We start from the raw sequence: 15592 nt of genomic DNA on the forward strand, positions 1-15592 counted from the left end.
ATAGCGACGTTTTAGCGGTTGCACCAGATCGAAGGGCTCCGTATCCCGGCAAGTGGGACACCCCTCCCCAACGAGGGGCGCTTATCTGGAAGGGTAGCATCCATGGCTATGCAACAACCGGCAACGCGGCCGGCCAATCCGCGTTTTTCGTCTGGCCCCTGTGCCAAACCCCCCACCTTCACACTCGATCAACTCTCAGATGCCGCTTTGGGCCGGTCGCATCGCGCCGCGATCGGCAAGGACAAGCTGAAGGCTGCGATCGAGGAGACCCGCGACCTGCTGGGCGTGCCGGCAGAGTATCGCATCGGGATCGTCCCGGCCTCCGATACCGGTGCTTATGAGATGGCGATGTGGAACCTGCTGGGCGAGCGTCCGGTGGACATGCTCGCCTGGGAGAGCTTTGGCGCGGGCTGGGTCACGGATGCGGTCAAACAACTCAAACTCGATGCGCAGGTGAAGACGGCCGAGTATGGCGAGATCGTGGACCTGGCCTCGGTCGATTGGGACAGGGATGTTTGCTTCACCTGGAACGGGACAACCTCGGGTGTGCGGGTGCCAGATGGAGATGTGATACCGGCGGATCGGGCGGGGTTGACGCTCTGCGATGCGACATCTGCTGCGTTTGCGATGGACCTCCCCTGGGACAAGCTGGATGTGACGACATTCAGCTGGCAGAAAGTTCTGGGCGGAGAGGCCGCACACGGCATGCTGATCCTGAGCCCGCGTGCGGTGGAACGGCTGGAACGCTATGCACCGCCCTGGCCGCTGCCAAAGATTTTCCGGCTTACCAAGGGTGGCGCACTTATCGAGGGTGTATTCCGGGGTGAGACGATCAATACGCCCTCCATGTTGGCCGTTGAGGACTATTTGCAATGTCTTGCCTGGGCGCGGAGTGTTGGCGGCTTGACGGGCCTGATCGCACGCGCGGACGCAAATGCGGGGGCGATTGCGGATTTTGTGGGTTCTCATGATTGGATCGATTTTCTGGCATCTGACCCGGCGACGCGGTCCAACACGTCGGTGTGTTTGAAGTTCACGGATACGCGGATCGCCGATGGCGCCAGCTTTGCCAAGGCTGTTGCAAAACGATTGGCGGACGAAGGTGTCGCACTTGATGTTGGCGCTTATCGGGACGCGCCTCCGGGCCTGAGGATCTGGTGCGGTGGTACGGTGGAAACGGCGGATATCAGCGCGATGCTTCCATGGCTTGCCTGGGCGTTTGAGACCGAGATTTCGCAACAGCTCGCAGCATAGTTGCTCATCCGCCCTTGCGGGCGTCTTCGCGAAGAAGGCCTGCAAGGGACTGATGAGCACCCCCCCCTGACTTCTAAAAAGGACCAGAGATATGGCTCCCAAAGTACTCGTTTCCGACAAGCTTTCCCCTACTGCCGTTCAGATCTTTCGGGATCGGGGCATAGACGTCGACTTCGAACCCGATCTCGGCAAGGACAAGGAGAAACTGGCCTCTGTGATCGGGCAATACGATGGCCTCGCCATACGCTCGGCCACCAAAGTGACCGAAACCATCCTGCGCGAGGCGCAGAACCTCAAGGTCATTGGTCGGGCTGGCATCGGAACCGACAACATCGACAAGGATGCGGCCTCCAAAAAGGGTGTGATCGTCATGAACACGCCCTTTGGCAACATGATCACCACCGCCGAACACGCCATTGCCATGATGTTCGCCGTTGCACGCCAGATCCCCGAGGCCAGTGCCTCCACACATGCCGGCAAATGGGAGAAATCCCGTTTCATGGGTGTTGAACTCACCGGGAAGACCCTTGGCGTGATTGGCGCCGGCAATATCGGCGGGATCGTCTGTGACCGGGCCCGTGCGCTGAAAATGAAGGTTCTGGCCTACGATCCCTATCTCGGCGAGGAGAAGGCAAATGCCATGCAGGTGGAAAAGGTGGAGCTGGACGATCTGCTCACCCGTGCCGACTTCATTACCCTCCACGTGCCGCTCACCGATCAGACCAAGAACGTTCTGAGCCGGGAAAACCTGGAAAAGACCAAGAAAGATGTGCGCATCGTCAACTGCGCCCGCGGCGGGCTTGTCGATGAAGAGGCGCTGGCCGATCTTTTGAAGTCCGGGCATGTTGCAGGTGCCGCCTTTGACGTCTTCAGTGTCGAACCGGCCGAGAACAACCCGCTCTTCAACCTTCCCAATGTTGTGTGCACACCTCATCTAGGCGCTGCGACCACCGAAGCACAGGAAAACGTCGCCCTTCAGGTGGCCGAGCAGATGTCGAACTACCTGCTGACCGGCGCTGTTGAAAACGCGCTCAACATGCCGTCTGTCACCGCCGAAGAAGCCAAGGTGATGGGCCCGTGGGTCAAGCTCTCAGGGCATCTCGGCTCCTTCATCGGCCAGATGACGGACGAACCGATTGAAGCGATCAATATCCTCTATGACGGTTCCGTGGCCGAGATGAACCTTGAGGCACTGAATTGTGCGGTCATCGCGGGTATCATGAAACGGGTAAACCCCGATGTGAACATGGTGTCGGCCCCTGTGATCGCGGCAGAACGCGGGGTCAAGATCTCGACGACCAATCAGGCAAAATCGGGTGCATTCGAAGGATACATCAAAGTCACCGTGGTGACCGAAAAACGTGAGCGGTCTATTGGCGGCACTGTCTTCAGCGACGGCAAACCAAGGTTCATTCAGATCAAAGGGATCAATATCGATGCCGAGATCGGGGCCAACATGCTCTATACCACCAACGAGGATGTACCGGGCATCATCGGCACCCTGGGTCAGACGATGGGTGAGAACGGGGTCAATATCGCCAACTTTACCCTCGGCCGGTCAGAGGCGGGGGGCGAAGCCATCGCCCTCCTATACGTCGATGCACAGGTCCCCGCGCCCGTCTTGGAGCAGCTCGAAGCAACAGGTCTCTTCCAGCAGGTCAAACCCCTGGCTTTCGAAGTGGCCTGAGCCCCACATCTTTAAAGAACGCAACCGCTGCCCCTTGTCGGGCGGCGGTGTTTCGTTAGCTGTCAGGATGCACCGAAACGGAGGCTTTCCATGACCGATCCCATCTACGCCATCGGTGACGTTCACGGCCAGAAGCAGGCTCTGGATCAAGCGTTGGAGTGGATCGCCGCTGACGGGGGCGCGGATGCGGAGATCGTTTTTCTGGGCGATTACGTAGATCGCGGACCGGACAGCCGTGCCGTCATCGACTGTCTTGCAAGCGGCATCCAGGCGGGCCGTAACTGGCATGTTCTGCGCGGCAATCACGATCGCATGTTCTGCCGTTTCTATCGCTCTGGTATTCTGGGGGATGCGCGGATCAAATCCGGTCTCGAATGGCTGCATCCGCGGTTGGGCGGTGTCGATACATTGGCATCCTACGGTGTCAGTGCTGCGGAAGACGACCCGGTAGAGCCGCTGCTGGAGGAGGTGCGCCGTGCGGTGCCCGAAGCCCATATCGCCTTTCTGGAGGAACGCCCTCTATATCTGGAGACAAACAACTTTCTCTTCGTGCATGCCGGCATTCTGCCGGGCGTGCCGCTCGCCGATCAGATCGAGGATGATCTGATCTGGATCCGTGATCCTTTTCTGATGGAAAGTGCACCCCATCCCTGGCTCGTGGTCCACGGCCATACCGCGCTCGACTACCCGCAGCATTTTGGAAATCGCATCGATCTGGATGGCGGTGCCGGTTACGGACGCATGCTCTATCCCGCAGTTTTCGAGGATGGCGATGCTTGGCTGTTGAATTGCAATGGACGCGAAGCGCTGCGTCCCTGAAATCTCAAATGCGAATGATGTTCCAAGAAGAGATCAACCTCTTGGTAAGGCTTTCTGTTCACGATGGATGATGTGGTTGGGGGCCACATGTGAAGGGGTACTCAAGATGCATTCGCATTCATTGATCAAGAGTAAAGACACGTCGCCTGCCACCGCCCGGTGGCCTTGTCCGTAACCGCAGATGCGGGCCGGGCGGGCCCCGGGCATTTATCGCTTCATCGCCATCCGCGCGTACCGCTTTTGGTCGCCGCTGCGCATCAGGGCGTGGGCCAAAGATCGGTCGAGAGATATTTCAGACCGCTGTCGCACATCACAATGGCTATGCAGCCGCCGCGTTCCGGGCCTTTGAGCAGATCCAGCGCTGCAGCTGCATTCGCACCCGCTGAAAAGCCTGCAAAGATCCCCTCCACGCGCGCGAGGCGCTGCGCGGTTCGTCGCGCGGCGTCTCCTGTCACGGCGCGATATCCATCGACCGGCGCATGCGCCAGGAAGCTTAGGTCCGCCATTGCATAGCCGCCACCCTGGATCGGATGATCGGGGTGCGTAATCGGGCCGCCTGCCAGCGCCTCGGCTCCGGCGGGTTCAACGATATAGCCGCGCAGATCGGGTTTGACCGCCTTCAGCGCCTTGATCGTCCCCGCATAGGTTCCGCCTGATCCCGCGAAATCGACAAACGCCGTAAGCGCGCCCCCACTATCCGCCCAGAGTTCCGGTCCGGTGCCATCGAAATGGGAGGTGGCGTTGCCTTCATGACGAAACTGATCGGCACGGAAAGCCTTTCGCTCTGCCGTAAGGTGCTGCGCTGCCTCTTCGACAAGCGCAAGATCCGCGCCGCTGACCTCACCCACCTTGCTCCCGGTTGCCTGGTCGACAAGCACGACTTCCGCCCCGAAAGCGGCCATCATCCGCGCGCGTTCCGGAGAGTTGCCGCGTGACATCACCGCGACAAAGGGATGGCCGCGCACGGCACAGACGATGGCAAGACCGGTGCCCATGTTGCCGCTGGTCAGTTCAACCACGGTCTGACCTGGCATCAGGCTGCCGTCCGCAGCGGCCGCATCAAGGATGCCGCGCGCGGCACGGTCTTTCTTGGACAGGCCGGGATTGAGATAGTCGAGCTTGGCCAGGATCCGTCCCTCGACGCCTTCTTCGGCCACCAACCGGTCAAGCCAGACGGACGGTGTGCCGCCGATCACATCAACGATGGAAGCTGCCGCTGTCATCGCCAATCCAACACAACCTTGCCGCTTTGCCCCGACTTCATCGCGGCAAAGCCTGCCTCAAACGCCTCGACGTCAAAGCGATGTGTGATCACTTTCGAGACATCCAACCCGTTCTGAAGCATGGCGATCATCTTGTACCAGGTTTCGAATATTTCCCGACCGTAAACACCCTTGATCGTGATGGCCTTGAAGACGATCCGGCTCCAGTCCACGGGGCTTTTGCCCGGCGGGATGCCCAAAAGCGCCACGCGCCCACCCATCACAAGCGCTTCGACCATCTGGTCAAGTGCGACCTGATTACCCGACATCTCAAGGCCCACGTCAAAGCCTTCGGTCATTTTCAGACGGGTTGTCACGTCTTTCAGATCCTCGTCAGCCACATTCACGGCGGTGACATCCGCCACCGTCTCGGCAAGGGCCAACCGCGTCGGGTTCACGTCGGTTATAACGACATGTCGGGCGCCGACATGCCGGGCAACGGCAGCGGCCATAATGCCGATCGGGCCGGCGCCGGTGATCAAGACGTCCTCGCCCACCAGATCGAAACTCAGCGCGGTATGTACGGCGTTGCCCAAGGGATCGAGGATGGCGCCGATATCGTCGCTGATCTCATCGGGAAGGGGGACAACGTTGAAGGCTGGAAGGCGCAGGTATTCGGCAAAGGCCCCCTGTTCGTTCACGCCGATGCCACGCGTTTCGGGATCCAGATGAAACTTGCCCGCGCGGCTCTGCCGGGAGTGTTTGCCGATCAGGTGACCCTCTCCGCTCACCCTTTGTCCGATACGCAGACCTTCGACATCGCGCCCGATCTCAACAATTTCACCGGCGAATTCATGGCCGGTGATCAGCGGCACCGGCACGGTTTTCTGCGCCCAGTCGTCCCAGTTCCAGATATGCACATCCGTTCCGCAAATGCCCGTTTTGTTGATGCGGATCAGCACATCGTCCGGACCGATCTCCGGCACAGGGGCGGTTTGCAGCCACAATCCCTCGCGCGGATGGGCTTTGACCAGCGCTTTCATCTCGTTCGTCATCAGATCACCCCAACGGCCTTGCCTGCGGTTTCGAACGCGGCCAGCGCGCGGTCCAGTTGGTCGCGCGTCAGGGCCGCGTTCATCTGCGTCCGGATGCGCGCCTGCCCGCGGGGCACGACCGGAAAGAAAAAGCCCGATACATAGACGCCCTCGGCATCGAGGCGGGCAGCCATCTCCTGTGCCAGCGGGGCCTCGCCCAGCATCACGGGTATGATGGGATGCTCCCCTGGCAGAAGATCAAAGCCCAGCCGCTCCAGCCCGGCGCGCCAATAGGTGGCGTTCTCGAAAAGCTGTGCACGCAACGCATCTCCCTCTGCCACCAGTTTGAGGGCGGCCCGCCCGGCGCCCACGATGGCGGGCGGAAGCGAGTTGGAAAAGAGATAGGGGCGAGAGCGCTGGCGCAAAAGGTCGATGACGGGCTGTGGACCGGCCGTGTATCCACCGATACTGCCGCCCAGGGCCTTGCCCAGCGTGCCGGTCAGGATATCCGCCCGCACCCCGAAATGTGCGGGCGTACCGGCGCCCTTGGGACCCATGAAGCCCGTCGCATGGCAGTCGTCGACCATCAAAAGCGCGCCGTATTGATCGGCCAGCGCACGGATCGCGGGCAGTCTGGCAAGATAGCCGTCCATGCTGAAGACGCCATCGGTCGCGATCATGATGTGCCGCGCGCCGTCGGCGCGGGCATCGCGCAGCTGCTTTTCGAGGCTCTCCATATCCGAATTGGCATAGCGATAGCGCTTGGCCTTGCAGAGGCGGATGCCGTCGATGATCGAAGCGTGGTTCAGCGCGTCGGAGATAATGGCGTCCTCTGGTCCCAGCAACGGTTCGAACAGCCCGCCATTGGCATCAAAGCAGGCGGCATAGAGGATCGCGTCGTCCTGACACAGAAAAGCGGCCAGCTCCTGTTCCAGCGCGCGGTGCAGGTCCTGCGTGCCGCAGATGAAGCGCACGCTTGCCATGCCCAAGCCGTGATCCTGCATTGTATCCTGTGCCGCTGCGATAAGGTCGGGGTGATCGGCAAGGCCCAGGTAGTTGTTGGCGCAGAGGTTGATGACCTCACGCCCGTCCACTGTCACGGACCCCGCTTGAGGTGAGGTGATGAGCCGTTCGCGTTTCATCAGCCCTTCGGCGTCGATCTGGGTGAGCGTGTCGGTGAGGTGGGAGAGGAAGGCATCGGTCATGGCAGGCTCCTTTCAGATGAAGTCTGCCATAACGGAAAGGGATCCACAATATCGGAATTGCGTCCGTAATCCCGGAGGTTACGCGTCGCGGACCATCAGGATAGCCCTTGCCGACCCGTCGGCGGAAGCAATGCTGTGGGTCTGGTCGGCGGCATAGCGGGCAGTGTCCCCCGCGCCCAAACGGTCCTGCGCATCGCCCGAGGTAACGACGACCTGTCCTTCGATAACGGTCAAAGATTCGTGCGCACCGCGGCGGTGGGGCTGGCTGTCTAGCCGACCGCCGGGGGCGAAACGCAGCTCATAGACCTCGTATGAACCGGCATCTTCCGGGGGTGAGAGAATGCGGATGCGGCACCCTTCGCCCATATTGTCGATGGTCGGCACCGCATCGTTGCGCAGAACGTCGATACGGGTGTCGGGCGCGTCCTCGTCCAGAAGGCCGGCGAAATCCACCTGCAACGCGCGGGTCAGGTTCCAGAGCGTGGCGATGGTCGGGCTGCTTTCGCCCCGTTCGATCTGGCTGACCATCGACCGAGATACGCCGGAGAGCTTGGCCACAGCGTCAAGAGACAGGCCTTGCGCGGCACGCGCTTCTTTCAGGCGCGCGGGCAGTCGGTTCAGGATATCGTCGGCATCGTCCGTCATAGCGGATTAATGAACCGAACGCGGCCCACTTGTCAACGTGCCGCCACGTTTGCACTGGCAGGCGCGGATGCCCACTTTCATAGTGGCGGCCAAATCAGCGAGGAGGGATTTCATGACGGATATCGTCATTCTGGACGGGGCACGCACGGCCATCGGCACCTTCGGTGGAGCCTTGGCAAGCACGGCCCCCATCGATCTGGCAACGGTCGCGACGGAGGCCGCGCTGGAGCGGTCGGGCGTCGAGGGCGGGCAGGTCGGGCACGTGGTCTTTGGTCATGTCATCAACACCGAACCCCGCGACATGTATCTCAGCCGGGTCGCGGCGATGCAGGCGGGGATCCCGGAAAGCACGCCAGCGATGAACGTGAACCGGCTCTGCGGCTCCGGCGCGCAGGCGGTGGTGTCCGCGACGCAGGCACTCATGCTGGGGGACGCGGATTTCGCGGTCGCCGGCGGGGCGGAGAGCATGTCGCGCAGCCCGTTCATCATTCCGCAACAGCGTTGGGGGGCTAAGATGGGCGATGTGAAGACTCTGGATATGATGCTGGGTGCGCTGAACTGCCCGTTCGGGACGGGGCATATGGGTGTGACGGCGGAAAACGTCGCGGCCGAGCACCAGATCACGCGCGCCGATCAGGACGCCTTTGCCATGACCAGCCAGACCCGCGCGGCGACAGCCATTGAGGCGGGCCATTTCGAAAGCCAGATCGCACCGGTAGACGTGATGGTGAAGCGCGAGAAGGTGGCGTTCAAGGTGGATGAGCACCCAAAGGCGACCTCCGCCGAGGCGCTGGCGGGGCTGCGCCCCGTCTTTCAGAAGGACGGAACGGTCACGGCGGGCAACGCATCCGGCATCAACGATGGGGCGGCGGCGATCGTGCTGGCCCGGGCGGAGGCTGCGCAGAAGGCCGGGCTGACAGCCAAGGCGCGGGTGCTTGGCTATGCCCATGCGGGCGTCAGGCCCGAGGTGATGGGCGTGGGTCCCATCCCCGCGGTGCGCAAGCTGATGGAGAAGACGGGGCTCGTGGCGTCGGATTTCGATGTGATCGAAAGCAACGAAGCCTTCGCGTCGCAGGCGCTGGCGGTGACGAAAGAACTGGGGCTGGATCCGGAGCGGGTAAACCCCAACGGCGGCGCGATTGCGCTGGGTCACCCCGTGGGTGCGACCGGAGCGATCATCACGCTGAAGGCGCTTTATGAGTTGGAGCGGACCGGAGGGTCGAAGGCGCTGGTGACGATGTGCATCGGTGGCGGGCAGGGGATCGCGCTGGCCCTGGAGCGGCTCTGAGTTGAGAGCGGGGAGGGGGGCTGTCTGCCCCCCGGCCTGCGGCCTCCCCCCGAGGATATTTTTGACCCAAAGAAGGGATGGACCGAGCGCTTAGGAGAGGGTGTCGATCCCGGCGATCAGGAGTATGGTAGCGACTGAGCCTGTGAGGACGGCGAGCGTGATCCAGCGCCAGAAGGGGCGGCGGGCAGGCGCGCTTCCATTGCTTTGGGCGATGAGCACTTGTTCGACGAGGCCGGGCAGGCGGGGGCCGAAGCGGCTCATCACGCGCGCGGTCTGGGTCAGATCCTTGATGACCGCGCGGGGGCCGATGGACTGCTTGATGTAGTCCTCGACCACGGGTTTCGCGACTTCCCAGATATTGATCTGGGGGTTGAGCGAGCGGGCGACGCCTTCGACGACGACCATGGTGCGTTGTAGGAGGATCAGTTCGGTGCGGGTTTCCATGCCGAAGCGTTCGGTCACTTCAAAAAGATAGGCCAGCAGCTTGCCCATGGAGATGCGGGTGGCATCCATGCCGAAGATCGGCTCTCCCACCGCGCGCAGGGCGCGGGCAAATTCATCGACGTCGCGGTCGGCGGGAACGTAGCCTGCCTCGAAATGCACCTCGGCGACGCGCTTGTAATCCCGCCGGATGAACCCAAAAAGGATCTCGGCATAGACGCGACGTGTGTATTCGTCGATATGGCCCATGATCCCGAAATCATAGGCGATGATATCGCCATTGGCGGCGACCTTGAGGTTGCCCTGATGCATGTCGGCGTGGAAATAGCCGTCCCGCAGGGCGTGCAGAAGAAAGAGGGTCAACACCCGCTCTCCCAAAACGCGTCGGTCATGCCCGGCAGCGTCAAGCGCGACATTATCCCCCAGAGGCAGGCCATCGGCCCAGCCGAGCGTCATGACCCGGCGCGCAGAATAGGGCCAGATGATACGGGGCAGGGTGAAGCCCTTATCCTGGCTTGTATTGTCGGCGAATTCGCTGGCAGCGGAGCTTTCGAGGCGCAGATCAAGCTCTCCCTGCACGACGCCGTCGAAATGCTCGATCACATCCAGGGGACGCAGCCGACGTGCGGCGGGCGCAAAGAGGTCGATAATCGAGGCGGCGAGATAGAAGGCATCGACGTCCTTGCGGAAGGCCCGTTCGATGTCGGGGCGAAGGACCTTAACGGCCACTTGCTCTCCGGTATCGGCGATCCGGGCCTTGTGCACCTGCGCGATGGAGGCTGCCGCAATGGGCTCGCTGAATTCATCAAACATCTGGTCGACGGGCCGGCCAAGCTCTTTCTCGACCTCGGCCTTTGCCACGTCCTTGGAGAAGGGCGGCAGCTTGTCCTGCAGCACGCGCAGCTCCACCGCCAGCTTGTCGCCAACCACGTCAGGGCGCGTGGAGAGGATCTGCCCGAACTTGATGTAGGCGGGACCCAGCACGGTCAGGGCACGGGTGGCGGGCGGCATGGATGGATCGCCCTTGTAGCCCAGCCACATGAACGGCTTGCCGAGGGCATGCGCAACGAACCGCAGAAGCGCGGGCGCCTCGAACGCGTCGAGGACGACATTCATCGCGCCCGTACGCTCCAACGTGGCGCCTGTCTGGATCAGACGCCAGATGTTGTGAGGGCCGCGCATGTCAGAGCTTCCAGCCGGAATGCAAAGCGGCGATGCCCATCGACAGGTTGCGGTACTTCGCGTTGCCGAAGCCGGCCTCGCGGATCATCGCAAGGAAGGTGTCCTGATCGGGAAACTGCCGGATCGACTCGACCAGATACTGATAGCTGTCGCGGTCTCCGGCGATCATCTGGCCCATGCGGGGGATCACGTTGAAGCTGTAGAGATCGTAAAGCGTCTGCATGCCCGGATTGGGCAACTGGCTGAATTCAAGCACCATCAGCCGGCCGCCGGGGCGCAGCACGCGATACGCCTCCTTCAGCGCGTCGAGGGGGCGGGTGACGTTCCGGATGCCGAAGCTGATCGTGTAGACATCGAAGCTATTGTTCTCGAATGGCAGCGCCATCGCATCGCCGGCCACCCAGTCGAGGCTGTCAGCCATCTTTGCCGCTTCGGCGCGCTTGCGCCCTTCGATCAGCATCGGCTCGGTCAGGTCGAGCACGGTGGCGTGACCATGGCCGGCCCGTTTGAGAAAGCGAAAGGAGATATCGCCGGTTCCGCCCGCCACATCGAGAAGTCGCTGGCCCGCACGGGGGGCAAGCCAATCCATCATCGCGTCTTTCCAGAGGCGGTGGATGCCGACGCTCATCACGTCGTTCATGACGTCGTATCTGTTCGCGACGGAGTTGAAGACCCCCTGCACCCGTCCGGCCTTTTCGCCCTCGGGTACGGTTTCGAACCCGAAATGGGTGGTTTTGTCGTCGCTGTCGGTCATGAGGCCTTGCCGTCTGTCTGATTTCGCCCTTGTTATAGAGCGCTGCGGGGGAGGCACAATGCGCCCCTTTGGATGAGAAAGGACGCCATGCCCGAATTGCCAGAGGTTGAGACGGTCCGTCGCGGGCTGGCCCCGGTGATGGAGGGCGATGTGATCGCACGGGCCGACGTGAACCGGCCCGACCTGCGCTGGCCTTTCCCGGAGCGGATGGCAGAGCGTCTGACCGGCCAGCAGGTGCTGCGGCTGAGACGGCGGTCGAAATATATCCTTGCCGATCTCAGCGGAGGTGAGACGCTGCTTATCCATCTGGGCATGACGGGTCGCATGACGGCGTCGGGCGATCCGCTGGGGCAGTTCGTGCATACGCATCCGATGCCGGAAAAGCACGATCATGTGGTGCTGCATATGAAAAGCGGCGCGCGGATCACCTTTAACGACGCCAGGCGGTTCGGAGCAATGGACCTGATGCCGACCGAAGGTGCCGAGGTGCATAAGCTGCTCGCAGTTCTGGGGCCGGAGCCCTTGGGCAACGACTTTCACGAACAGCACCTGATTGATGCCTTTCGGGGCAAAAACACGCCGGTCAAGGCGGCGCTTCTGGATCAGCGCATCGTGGCGGGCCTGGGCAATATCTATGTCTGCGAGGCGCTTTACCGCGCGCGCATCTCTCCCCGCCGCAAGGCCGGGCGCATCGGGGCGGCGCGGGTGGCGGCACTGGTACCGATCATCCGACAGGTGCTGGCGGATGCGATCGAGGCGGGCGGGTCGAGCCTGCGCGACTACCGGCAGGCGGACGGGGAATTGGGCTATTTTCAGCACAGTTTCGATGTCTACGGACGCGAGGGGGAACCGTGCCGCACGCCCGAGTGTTCGGGTCATGTGGGGCGAATCGTGCAGTCGGGACGGTCGTCGTTCTACTGCGTGCAATGCCAAAGATAACTTGAACCGCTGCCCCAGCGTGTTAGGGAATCGGATTTGAACGGAACAACCGAAAGCACTCTCCATGGCCTTTGAGACGATTATCGTCGAAGTTGAAGACCACGTTGCCCTGATCAAACTGAACCGCCCCGATGCCCTGAACGCGCTCAACCAGCATTTGCTGGGTGAGCTCTGCACCGCGTTGGAGGAGGCCGATGGCAACGACAAGGTGCGCTGCATCGTCATCACCGGTTCGGAAAAAGCCTTTGCCGCTGGTGCCGACATCAAGGAAATGTCGGAGATGTCCTATGTGGACGTCTTCACCACCAACCTTTTTGCCGATGCGAGCGACCGCATCATGGGCATCCGCAAGCCGATCATCGCCGCCGTGGCGGGCTATGCGCTGGGCGGCGGGTGTGAGCTGGCGATGGCCTGCGATTTCATCATCGCCGCCGACACGGCCAAGTTCGGTCAGCCCGAGGTCAATCTGGGCGTCATCCCGGGCATGGGCGGTACCCAAAGACTGACCCGCTATGTGGGCAAGTCGAAGTCGATGGACATGAACCTGACCGGTCGCTTCATGCCGGCGGACGAGGCGGAGCGTGCGGGGCTGGTCAGCCGTGTGGTGCCGGCCAAGAAGCTGATGGAAGAGGCGATGGGCGCGGCCCAGAAAATTGCCGAGAAGTCGATGATCGCGACGCTTGCGATCAAGGAAAGCGTCAACCGCTCTTACGAGACGACGCTGACCGAAGGCGTGCTCTTTGAGCGGCGTGTCTTTCACGGGATGTTCGCGACCGAGGATCAGAAGGAAGGCATGGCCGCCTTTATGGAAAAACGCACCGCTCAGTTCCGCGACAAGTAAAGCGGCTGTTGACTCGGGGTGGGGCCGCGCGTATCAGCGCGGCTTCACGTGCTTTAGGGCACATAAAACTACCGCACCGATCACATATTGGGACGAGATAATCATGGCAAATTCGCCTCAGGCCAAGAAGCGGGCCCGTCAGAACGAAAAACGCTTCGCAGTGAACAAAGCGCGCCGCTCGCGCATCCGCACCTACCTGCGCAAGGTCGAAGAGGCTATCGCGTCCGGAGACAAGTCGGCCGCGGAAACCGCCCTGCGCGCCGCTCAGCCAGAGCTGATGCGTGGCGTCACCAAAGGCGTCTTCCACAAGAACACCGCCTCCCGGAAAATGTCGCGTCTGTCTGCGCGCGTAAAAGCGCTTGGCTGATGACACATCGGTCATTGGCTGACCGGAGATCAGATTTATACGTGAATTCAAAGCGCTGCCTCGGGCGGCGCTTTTTCTTTGGTCAAACGCCGTTCGCCGGGTCAGAGATTCTCTGCCCAAAATCCCGAGTCAAGTTTAGAGTTTGATTGCCGCGTCGCGCGCGAACTTGCTACCTATAGTCCTGCGATTCATTCGCTTGGGGGGACAGGCCGTTTCACTCGGAACATGATCGAGCGATCTCTGAGAGGAACGTTTGTGGGCGCGTCGTGACATCACGACGAAACGTCGGCTTATGCCGAGGCTGGTGGTCTGCCGGTCGTCGGCCCTGTCAAACATAACTGCGCAGCTGTTGTGCGGCCATCGACTTTGGAACCTTTGTTCCGGAGAAACATTGGTTTTGCCTTGCTGTGTGGCCCTTCGGGGTTGTCGCTTTCTGTGGGGAAGCGCCAGGTCCCTTGTGTTTAAATCGTGCCGGTTGGGGAACCGGATCTGGGCACCGGGATCGCGAGATCTCAACAAAAATGGGACGTGTGAGGCACGGATGACACAAGAAAAATGGGGGCAGTTGCGGCAACGACTGCTCAAGACAGTCGGTCAAAACAACTACACAACATGGATTGAACCTCTGGAATTCTCGGTCCTGCGGGACGGGGTCGCGGTTTTCAAGGTGCCGACGAATTTCTTCGGAAATTATGTCAGTCAGAATTTTGCAGATCTGATCCTTTATGAGTTGAACAATGCGGGCGAAGCCGTACAGCGGCTGACATTCAAGGTCTCGGCCAATTCCGTGGAAAGGCCGACGCCACCCGCGAACCCGACGCCAAAACCAGTGCAGAGCAAACAGATCGACGCGGTCGGAGAGTTGCAAGCCGCACCGCTCGACGCCAGGTTCACCTTTGACACCTTCGTCGTAGGCAAGCCGAACGAGCTCGCCCATGCCGCAGCAAGGCGGGTGAGCGAAGGGGGGCCGGTCACGTTCAATCCGCTCTTTCTTTATGGCGGTGTCGGACTGGGCAAGACCCACCTGATGCACGCGATCGCCTGGGAGTTACGTGCGCGGCAGCCCGAGTTGAATGTCCTTTATCTTTCGGCCGAGCAGTTCATGTACCGCTTCGTTCAGGCGTTGCGCGAGCGCAAGATGATGGATTTCAAACATCTTTTCCGCTCAGTCGATGTGCTGATGGTGGATGACGTCCAGTTCATCGCGGGCAAGGACAGCACGCAGGAAGAATTCTTCCACACCTTCAATGCGCTGGTCGATCAACACAAGCAGATCATCATCTCGGCGGACCGCGCACCCAATGAGATCAAGGACCTTGAGGATCGGGTCCAGTCGCGGCTGCAATGCGGCCTGATCGTGGATTTGCACCCGACCGATTACGAATTGCGTCTGGGCATCCTGCAGACCAAGGTCGAGCAATACCGCGCGACATATCCCGGCCTGCATCTGGCAGACGGTGTTCTGGAGTTCCTCGCTCAGCGGATCTCTACCAACGTGCGCGTTCTGGAAGGGGCGCTGACACGGCTCTTTGCCTTTGCGTCCCTTGTCGGGCGCGAGATCGACATGGAACTGACGCAGGACTGTCTGGCGGACGTGCTGCGGATGTCCGAACGGAAAATCACCGTCGAGGAAATCCAGCGCCAGGTCTCGGATTACTACAACATCCGGATGAGCGATATCATCGGCCCCAAGCGGCTGCGCACCTTCGCGCGTCCGCGTCAGGTGGCGATGTATCTCTGCAAGCAATTGACAAGCCGGTCCCTGCCAGAGATCGGCCGGCGCTTTGGCGGACGTGACCACACAACGGTTATGCACGGGGTCAAGAGGATCGAAGAACTCAAGCTGACCGATGGGCAGATTGCCGAAGATGTTGAAATGCTCCGCCGCGCTCTGGAAGCGTGATCCGCGGACAACTTAAGAAAGGGCGCGGGGC

Annotated in this window: 14 protein-coding genes; 8 read left to right on the forward strand and 6 right to left on the reverse strand. The window is 61.3% G+C overall.

The genetic code is table 11. The features are described 5' to 3' along the window. The first annotated feature begins 102 nt into the window (after positions 1-102). From CFI11_RS00945 to CFI11_RS00955, 3 genes are all read left to right on the forward strand, one after another. Entirely contained in the window at positions 103-1254 is a 1152-nt protein-coding gene (locus CFI11_RS00945) for a phosphoserine transaminase (RefSeq protein ID WP_130402170.1), read from the forward strand. Positions 1255-1345: 91 nt separating this feature from the next. After that, positions 1346-2941, forward strand: a complete 1596-nt coding sequence (gene serA, locus CFI11_RS00950) for a phosphoglycerate dehydrogenase (protein ID WP_130402172.1) — start codon at positions 1346-1348, stop codon at positions 2939-2941. 90 nt (positions 2942-3031) lie between these two features. Beyond that, a complete protein-coding gene (locus CFI11_RS00955; protein ID WP_130402174.1) occupies positions 3032-3760 on the forward strand; it encodes a metallophosphoesterase family protein in 729 nt (242 codons plus the stop codon). A 257-nt stretch (positions 3761-4017) separates the two neighbouring features. On the opposite strand, the gene CFI11_RS00960 is transcribed toward CFI11_RS00955, so the two are convergent. The 4 genes from CFI11_RS00960 to CFI11_RS00975 all read right to left on the reverse strand — a co-directional run bounded on the left by CFI11_RS00960 (position 4018) and on the right by CFI11_RS00975 (position 7846). Beyond that, positions 4018-4983 (reverse strand): PLP-dependent cysteine synthase family protein, encoded by a 966-nt coding sequence (locus CFI11_RS00960; protein ID WP_130402176.1) that lies wholly within the window; start codon positions 4981-4983, stop codon positions 4018-4020. Next, complete coding sequence (tdh, locus tag CFI11_RS00965; RefSeq protein WP_130402178.1) at positions 4980-6017, reverse strand: L-threonine 3-dehydrogenase; 1038 nt, start codon at positions 6015-6017, stop codon at positions 4980-4982. Before tdh ends, CFI11_RS00960 begins: the two co-directional genes overlap by 4 nt. Beyond that, complete coding sequence (locus CFI11_RS00970) at positions 6017-7201, reverse strand: glycine C-acetyltransferase (RefSeq protein ID WP_130402180.1); 1185 nt, start codon at positions 7199-7201, stop codon at positions 6017-6019. Before CFI11_RS00970 ends, tdh begins: the two co-directional genes overlap by 1 nt. Positions 7202-7279: 78 nt before the next feature. Further along, a complete protein-coding gene (locus CFI11_RS00975) occupies positions 7280-7846 on the reverse strand; it encodes a helix-turn-helix domain-containing protein (protein WP_130402182.1) in 567 nt (188 codons plus the stop codon). 112 nt (positions 7847-7958) lie between these two features. Between CFI11_RS00975 and CFI11_RS00980 the strand changes: the two genes are divergently transcribed. Then, positions 7959-9134 carry an acetyl-CoA C-acyltransferase family protein gene (locus tag CFI11_RS00980; RefSeq protein WP_130402184.1) on the forward strand — a complete coding sequence of 392 codons (1176 nt, stop codon included), beginning with the start codon at positions 7959-7961 and terminating at the stop codon, positions 9132-9134. Positions 9135-9224: 90 nt separating this feature from the next. Here the strand turns inward: CFI11_RS00980 and ubiB are convergent, their stop codons facing one another. Together ubiB and ubiE are read right to left on the reverse strand one after the other, a co-directional pair. Next, positions 9225-10757 carry a 2-polyprenylphenol 6-hydroxylase gene (gene ubiB / locus CFI11_RS00985; protein WP_130402186.1) on the reverse strand — a complete coding sequence of 511 codons (1533 nt, stop codon included), beginning with the start codon at positions 10755-10757 and terminating at the stop codon, positions 9225-9227. 1 nt (position 10758) lies between these two features. Beyond that, positions 10759-11511 (reverse strand): bifunctional demethylmenaquinone methyltransferase/2-methoxy-6-polyprenyl-1,4-benzoquinol methylase UbiE, encoded by a 753-nt coding sequence (ubiE, locus tag CFI11_RS00990; RefSeq protein WP_130402188.1) that lies wholly within the window; start codon positions 11509-11511, stop codon positions 10759-10761. 87 nt (positions 11512-11598) lie between these two features. Here ubiE and mutM point away from each other — a divergent pair, with 87 nt between their 5' ends. From mutM to dnaA, 4 genes are all read left to right on the forward strand, one after another. Then, positions 11599-12450 (forward strand): bifunctional DNA-formamidopyrimidine glycosylase/DNA-(apurinic or apyrimidinic site) lyase, encoded by an 852-nt coding sequence (gene mutM, locus CFI11_RS00995; protein ID WP_130409888.1) that lies wholly within the window; start codon positions 11599-11601, stop codon positions 12448-12450. A gap of 64 nt (positions 12451-12514) precedes the next feature. Further along, positions 12515-13291 (forward strand): enoyl-CoA hydratase, encoded by a 777-nt coding sequence (locus CFI11_RS01000; protein ID WP_130402190.1) that lies wholly within the window; start codon positions 12515-12517, stop codon positions 13289-13291. A gap of 103 nt (positions 13292-13394) precedes the next feature. Next, complete coding sequence (rpsT, locus tag CFI11_RS01005; protein ID WP_130402192.1) at positions 13395-13658, forward strand: 30S ribosomal protein S20; 264 nt, start codon at positions 13395-13397, stop codon at positions 13656-13658. 541 nt (positions 13659-14199) lie between these two features. Next, on the forward strand, positions 14200-15561 hold the full coding sequence (gene dnaA, locus CFI11_RS01010; protein ID WP_130402194.1) for a chromosomal replication initiator protein DnaA: 1362 nt from the start codon (positions 14200-14202) through the stop codon (positions 15559-15561). The last annotated feature ends 31 nt before the right edge of the window (positions 15562-15592 follow it).

This window comes from Thalassococcus sp. S3 (assembly GCF_004216475.1).
GTDB lineage: Bacteria > Pseudomonadota > Alphaproteobacteria > Rhodobacterales > Rhodobacteraceae.

What these genes read in the sequence shown, in the direction of transcription:
- CFI11_RS01000 (WP_130402190.1), top strand. Translation starts at nt 12,515, where the DNA reads ATGGCCTTTGAGACGATTATCGTCGAAGTTGAAGACCACGTTGCCCTG.
- dnaA (WP_130402194.1), top strand. Translation starts at nt 14,200, where the DNA reads ATGACACAAGAAAAATGGGGGCAGTTGCGGCAACGACTGCTCAAGACA.
- serA (WP_130402172.1), top strand. Translation starts at nt 1,346, where the DNA reads ATGGCTCCCAAAGTACTCGTTTCCGACAAGCTTTCCCCTACTGCCGTT.
- ubiE (WP_130402188.1), bottom strand. Translation starts at nt 11,511, where the DNA reads ATGACCGACAGCGACGACAAAACCACCCATTTCGGGTTCGAAACCGTA.
- CFI11_RS00970 (WP_130402180.1), bottom strand. Translation starts at nt 7,201, where the DNA reads ATGACCGATGCCTTCCTCTCCCACCTCACCGACACGCTCACCCAGATC.
- CFI11_RS00960 (WP_130402176.1), bottom strand. Translation starts at nt 4,983, where the DNA reads ATGACAGCGGCAGCTTCCATCGTTGATGTGATCGGCGGCACACCGTCC.
- CFI11_RS00955 (WP_130402174.1), top strand. Translation starts at nt 3,032, where the DNA reads ATGACCGATCCCATCTACGCCATCGGTGACGTTCACGGCCAGAAGCAG.
- CFI11_RS00980 (WP_130402184.1), top strand. Translation starts at nt 7,959, where the DNA reads ATGACGGATATCGTCATTCTGGACGGGGCACGCACGGCCATCGGCACC.
- tdh (WP_130402178.1), bottom strand. Translation starts at nt 6,017, where the DNA reads ATGACGAACGAGATGAAAGCGCTGGTCAAAGCCCATCCGCGCGAGGGA.
- CFI11_RS00945 (WP_130402170.1), top strand. Translation starts at nt 103, where the DNA reads ATGGCTATGCAACAACCGGCAACGCGGCCGGCCAATCCGCGTTTTTCG.
- mutM (WP_130409888.1), top strand. Translation starts at nt 11,599, where the DNA reads ATGCCCGAATTGCCAGAGGTTGAGACGGTCCGTCGCGGGCTGGCCCCG.
- ubiB (WP_130402186.1), bottom strand. Translation starts at nt 10,757, where the DNA reads ATGCGCGGCCCTCACAACATCTGGCGTCTGATCCAGACAGGCGCCACG.
- rpsT (WP_130402192.1), top strand. Translation starts at nt 13,395, where the DNA reads ATGGCAAATTCGCCTCAGGCCAAGAAGCGGGCCCGTCAGAACGAAAAA.
- CFI11_RS00975 (WP_130402182.1), bottom strand. Translation starts at nt 7,846, where the DNA reads ATGACGGACGATGCCGACGATATCCTGAACCGACTGCCCGCGCGCCTG.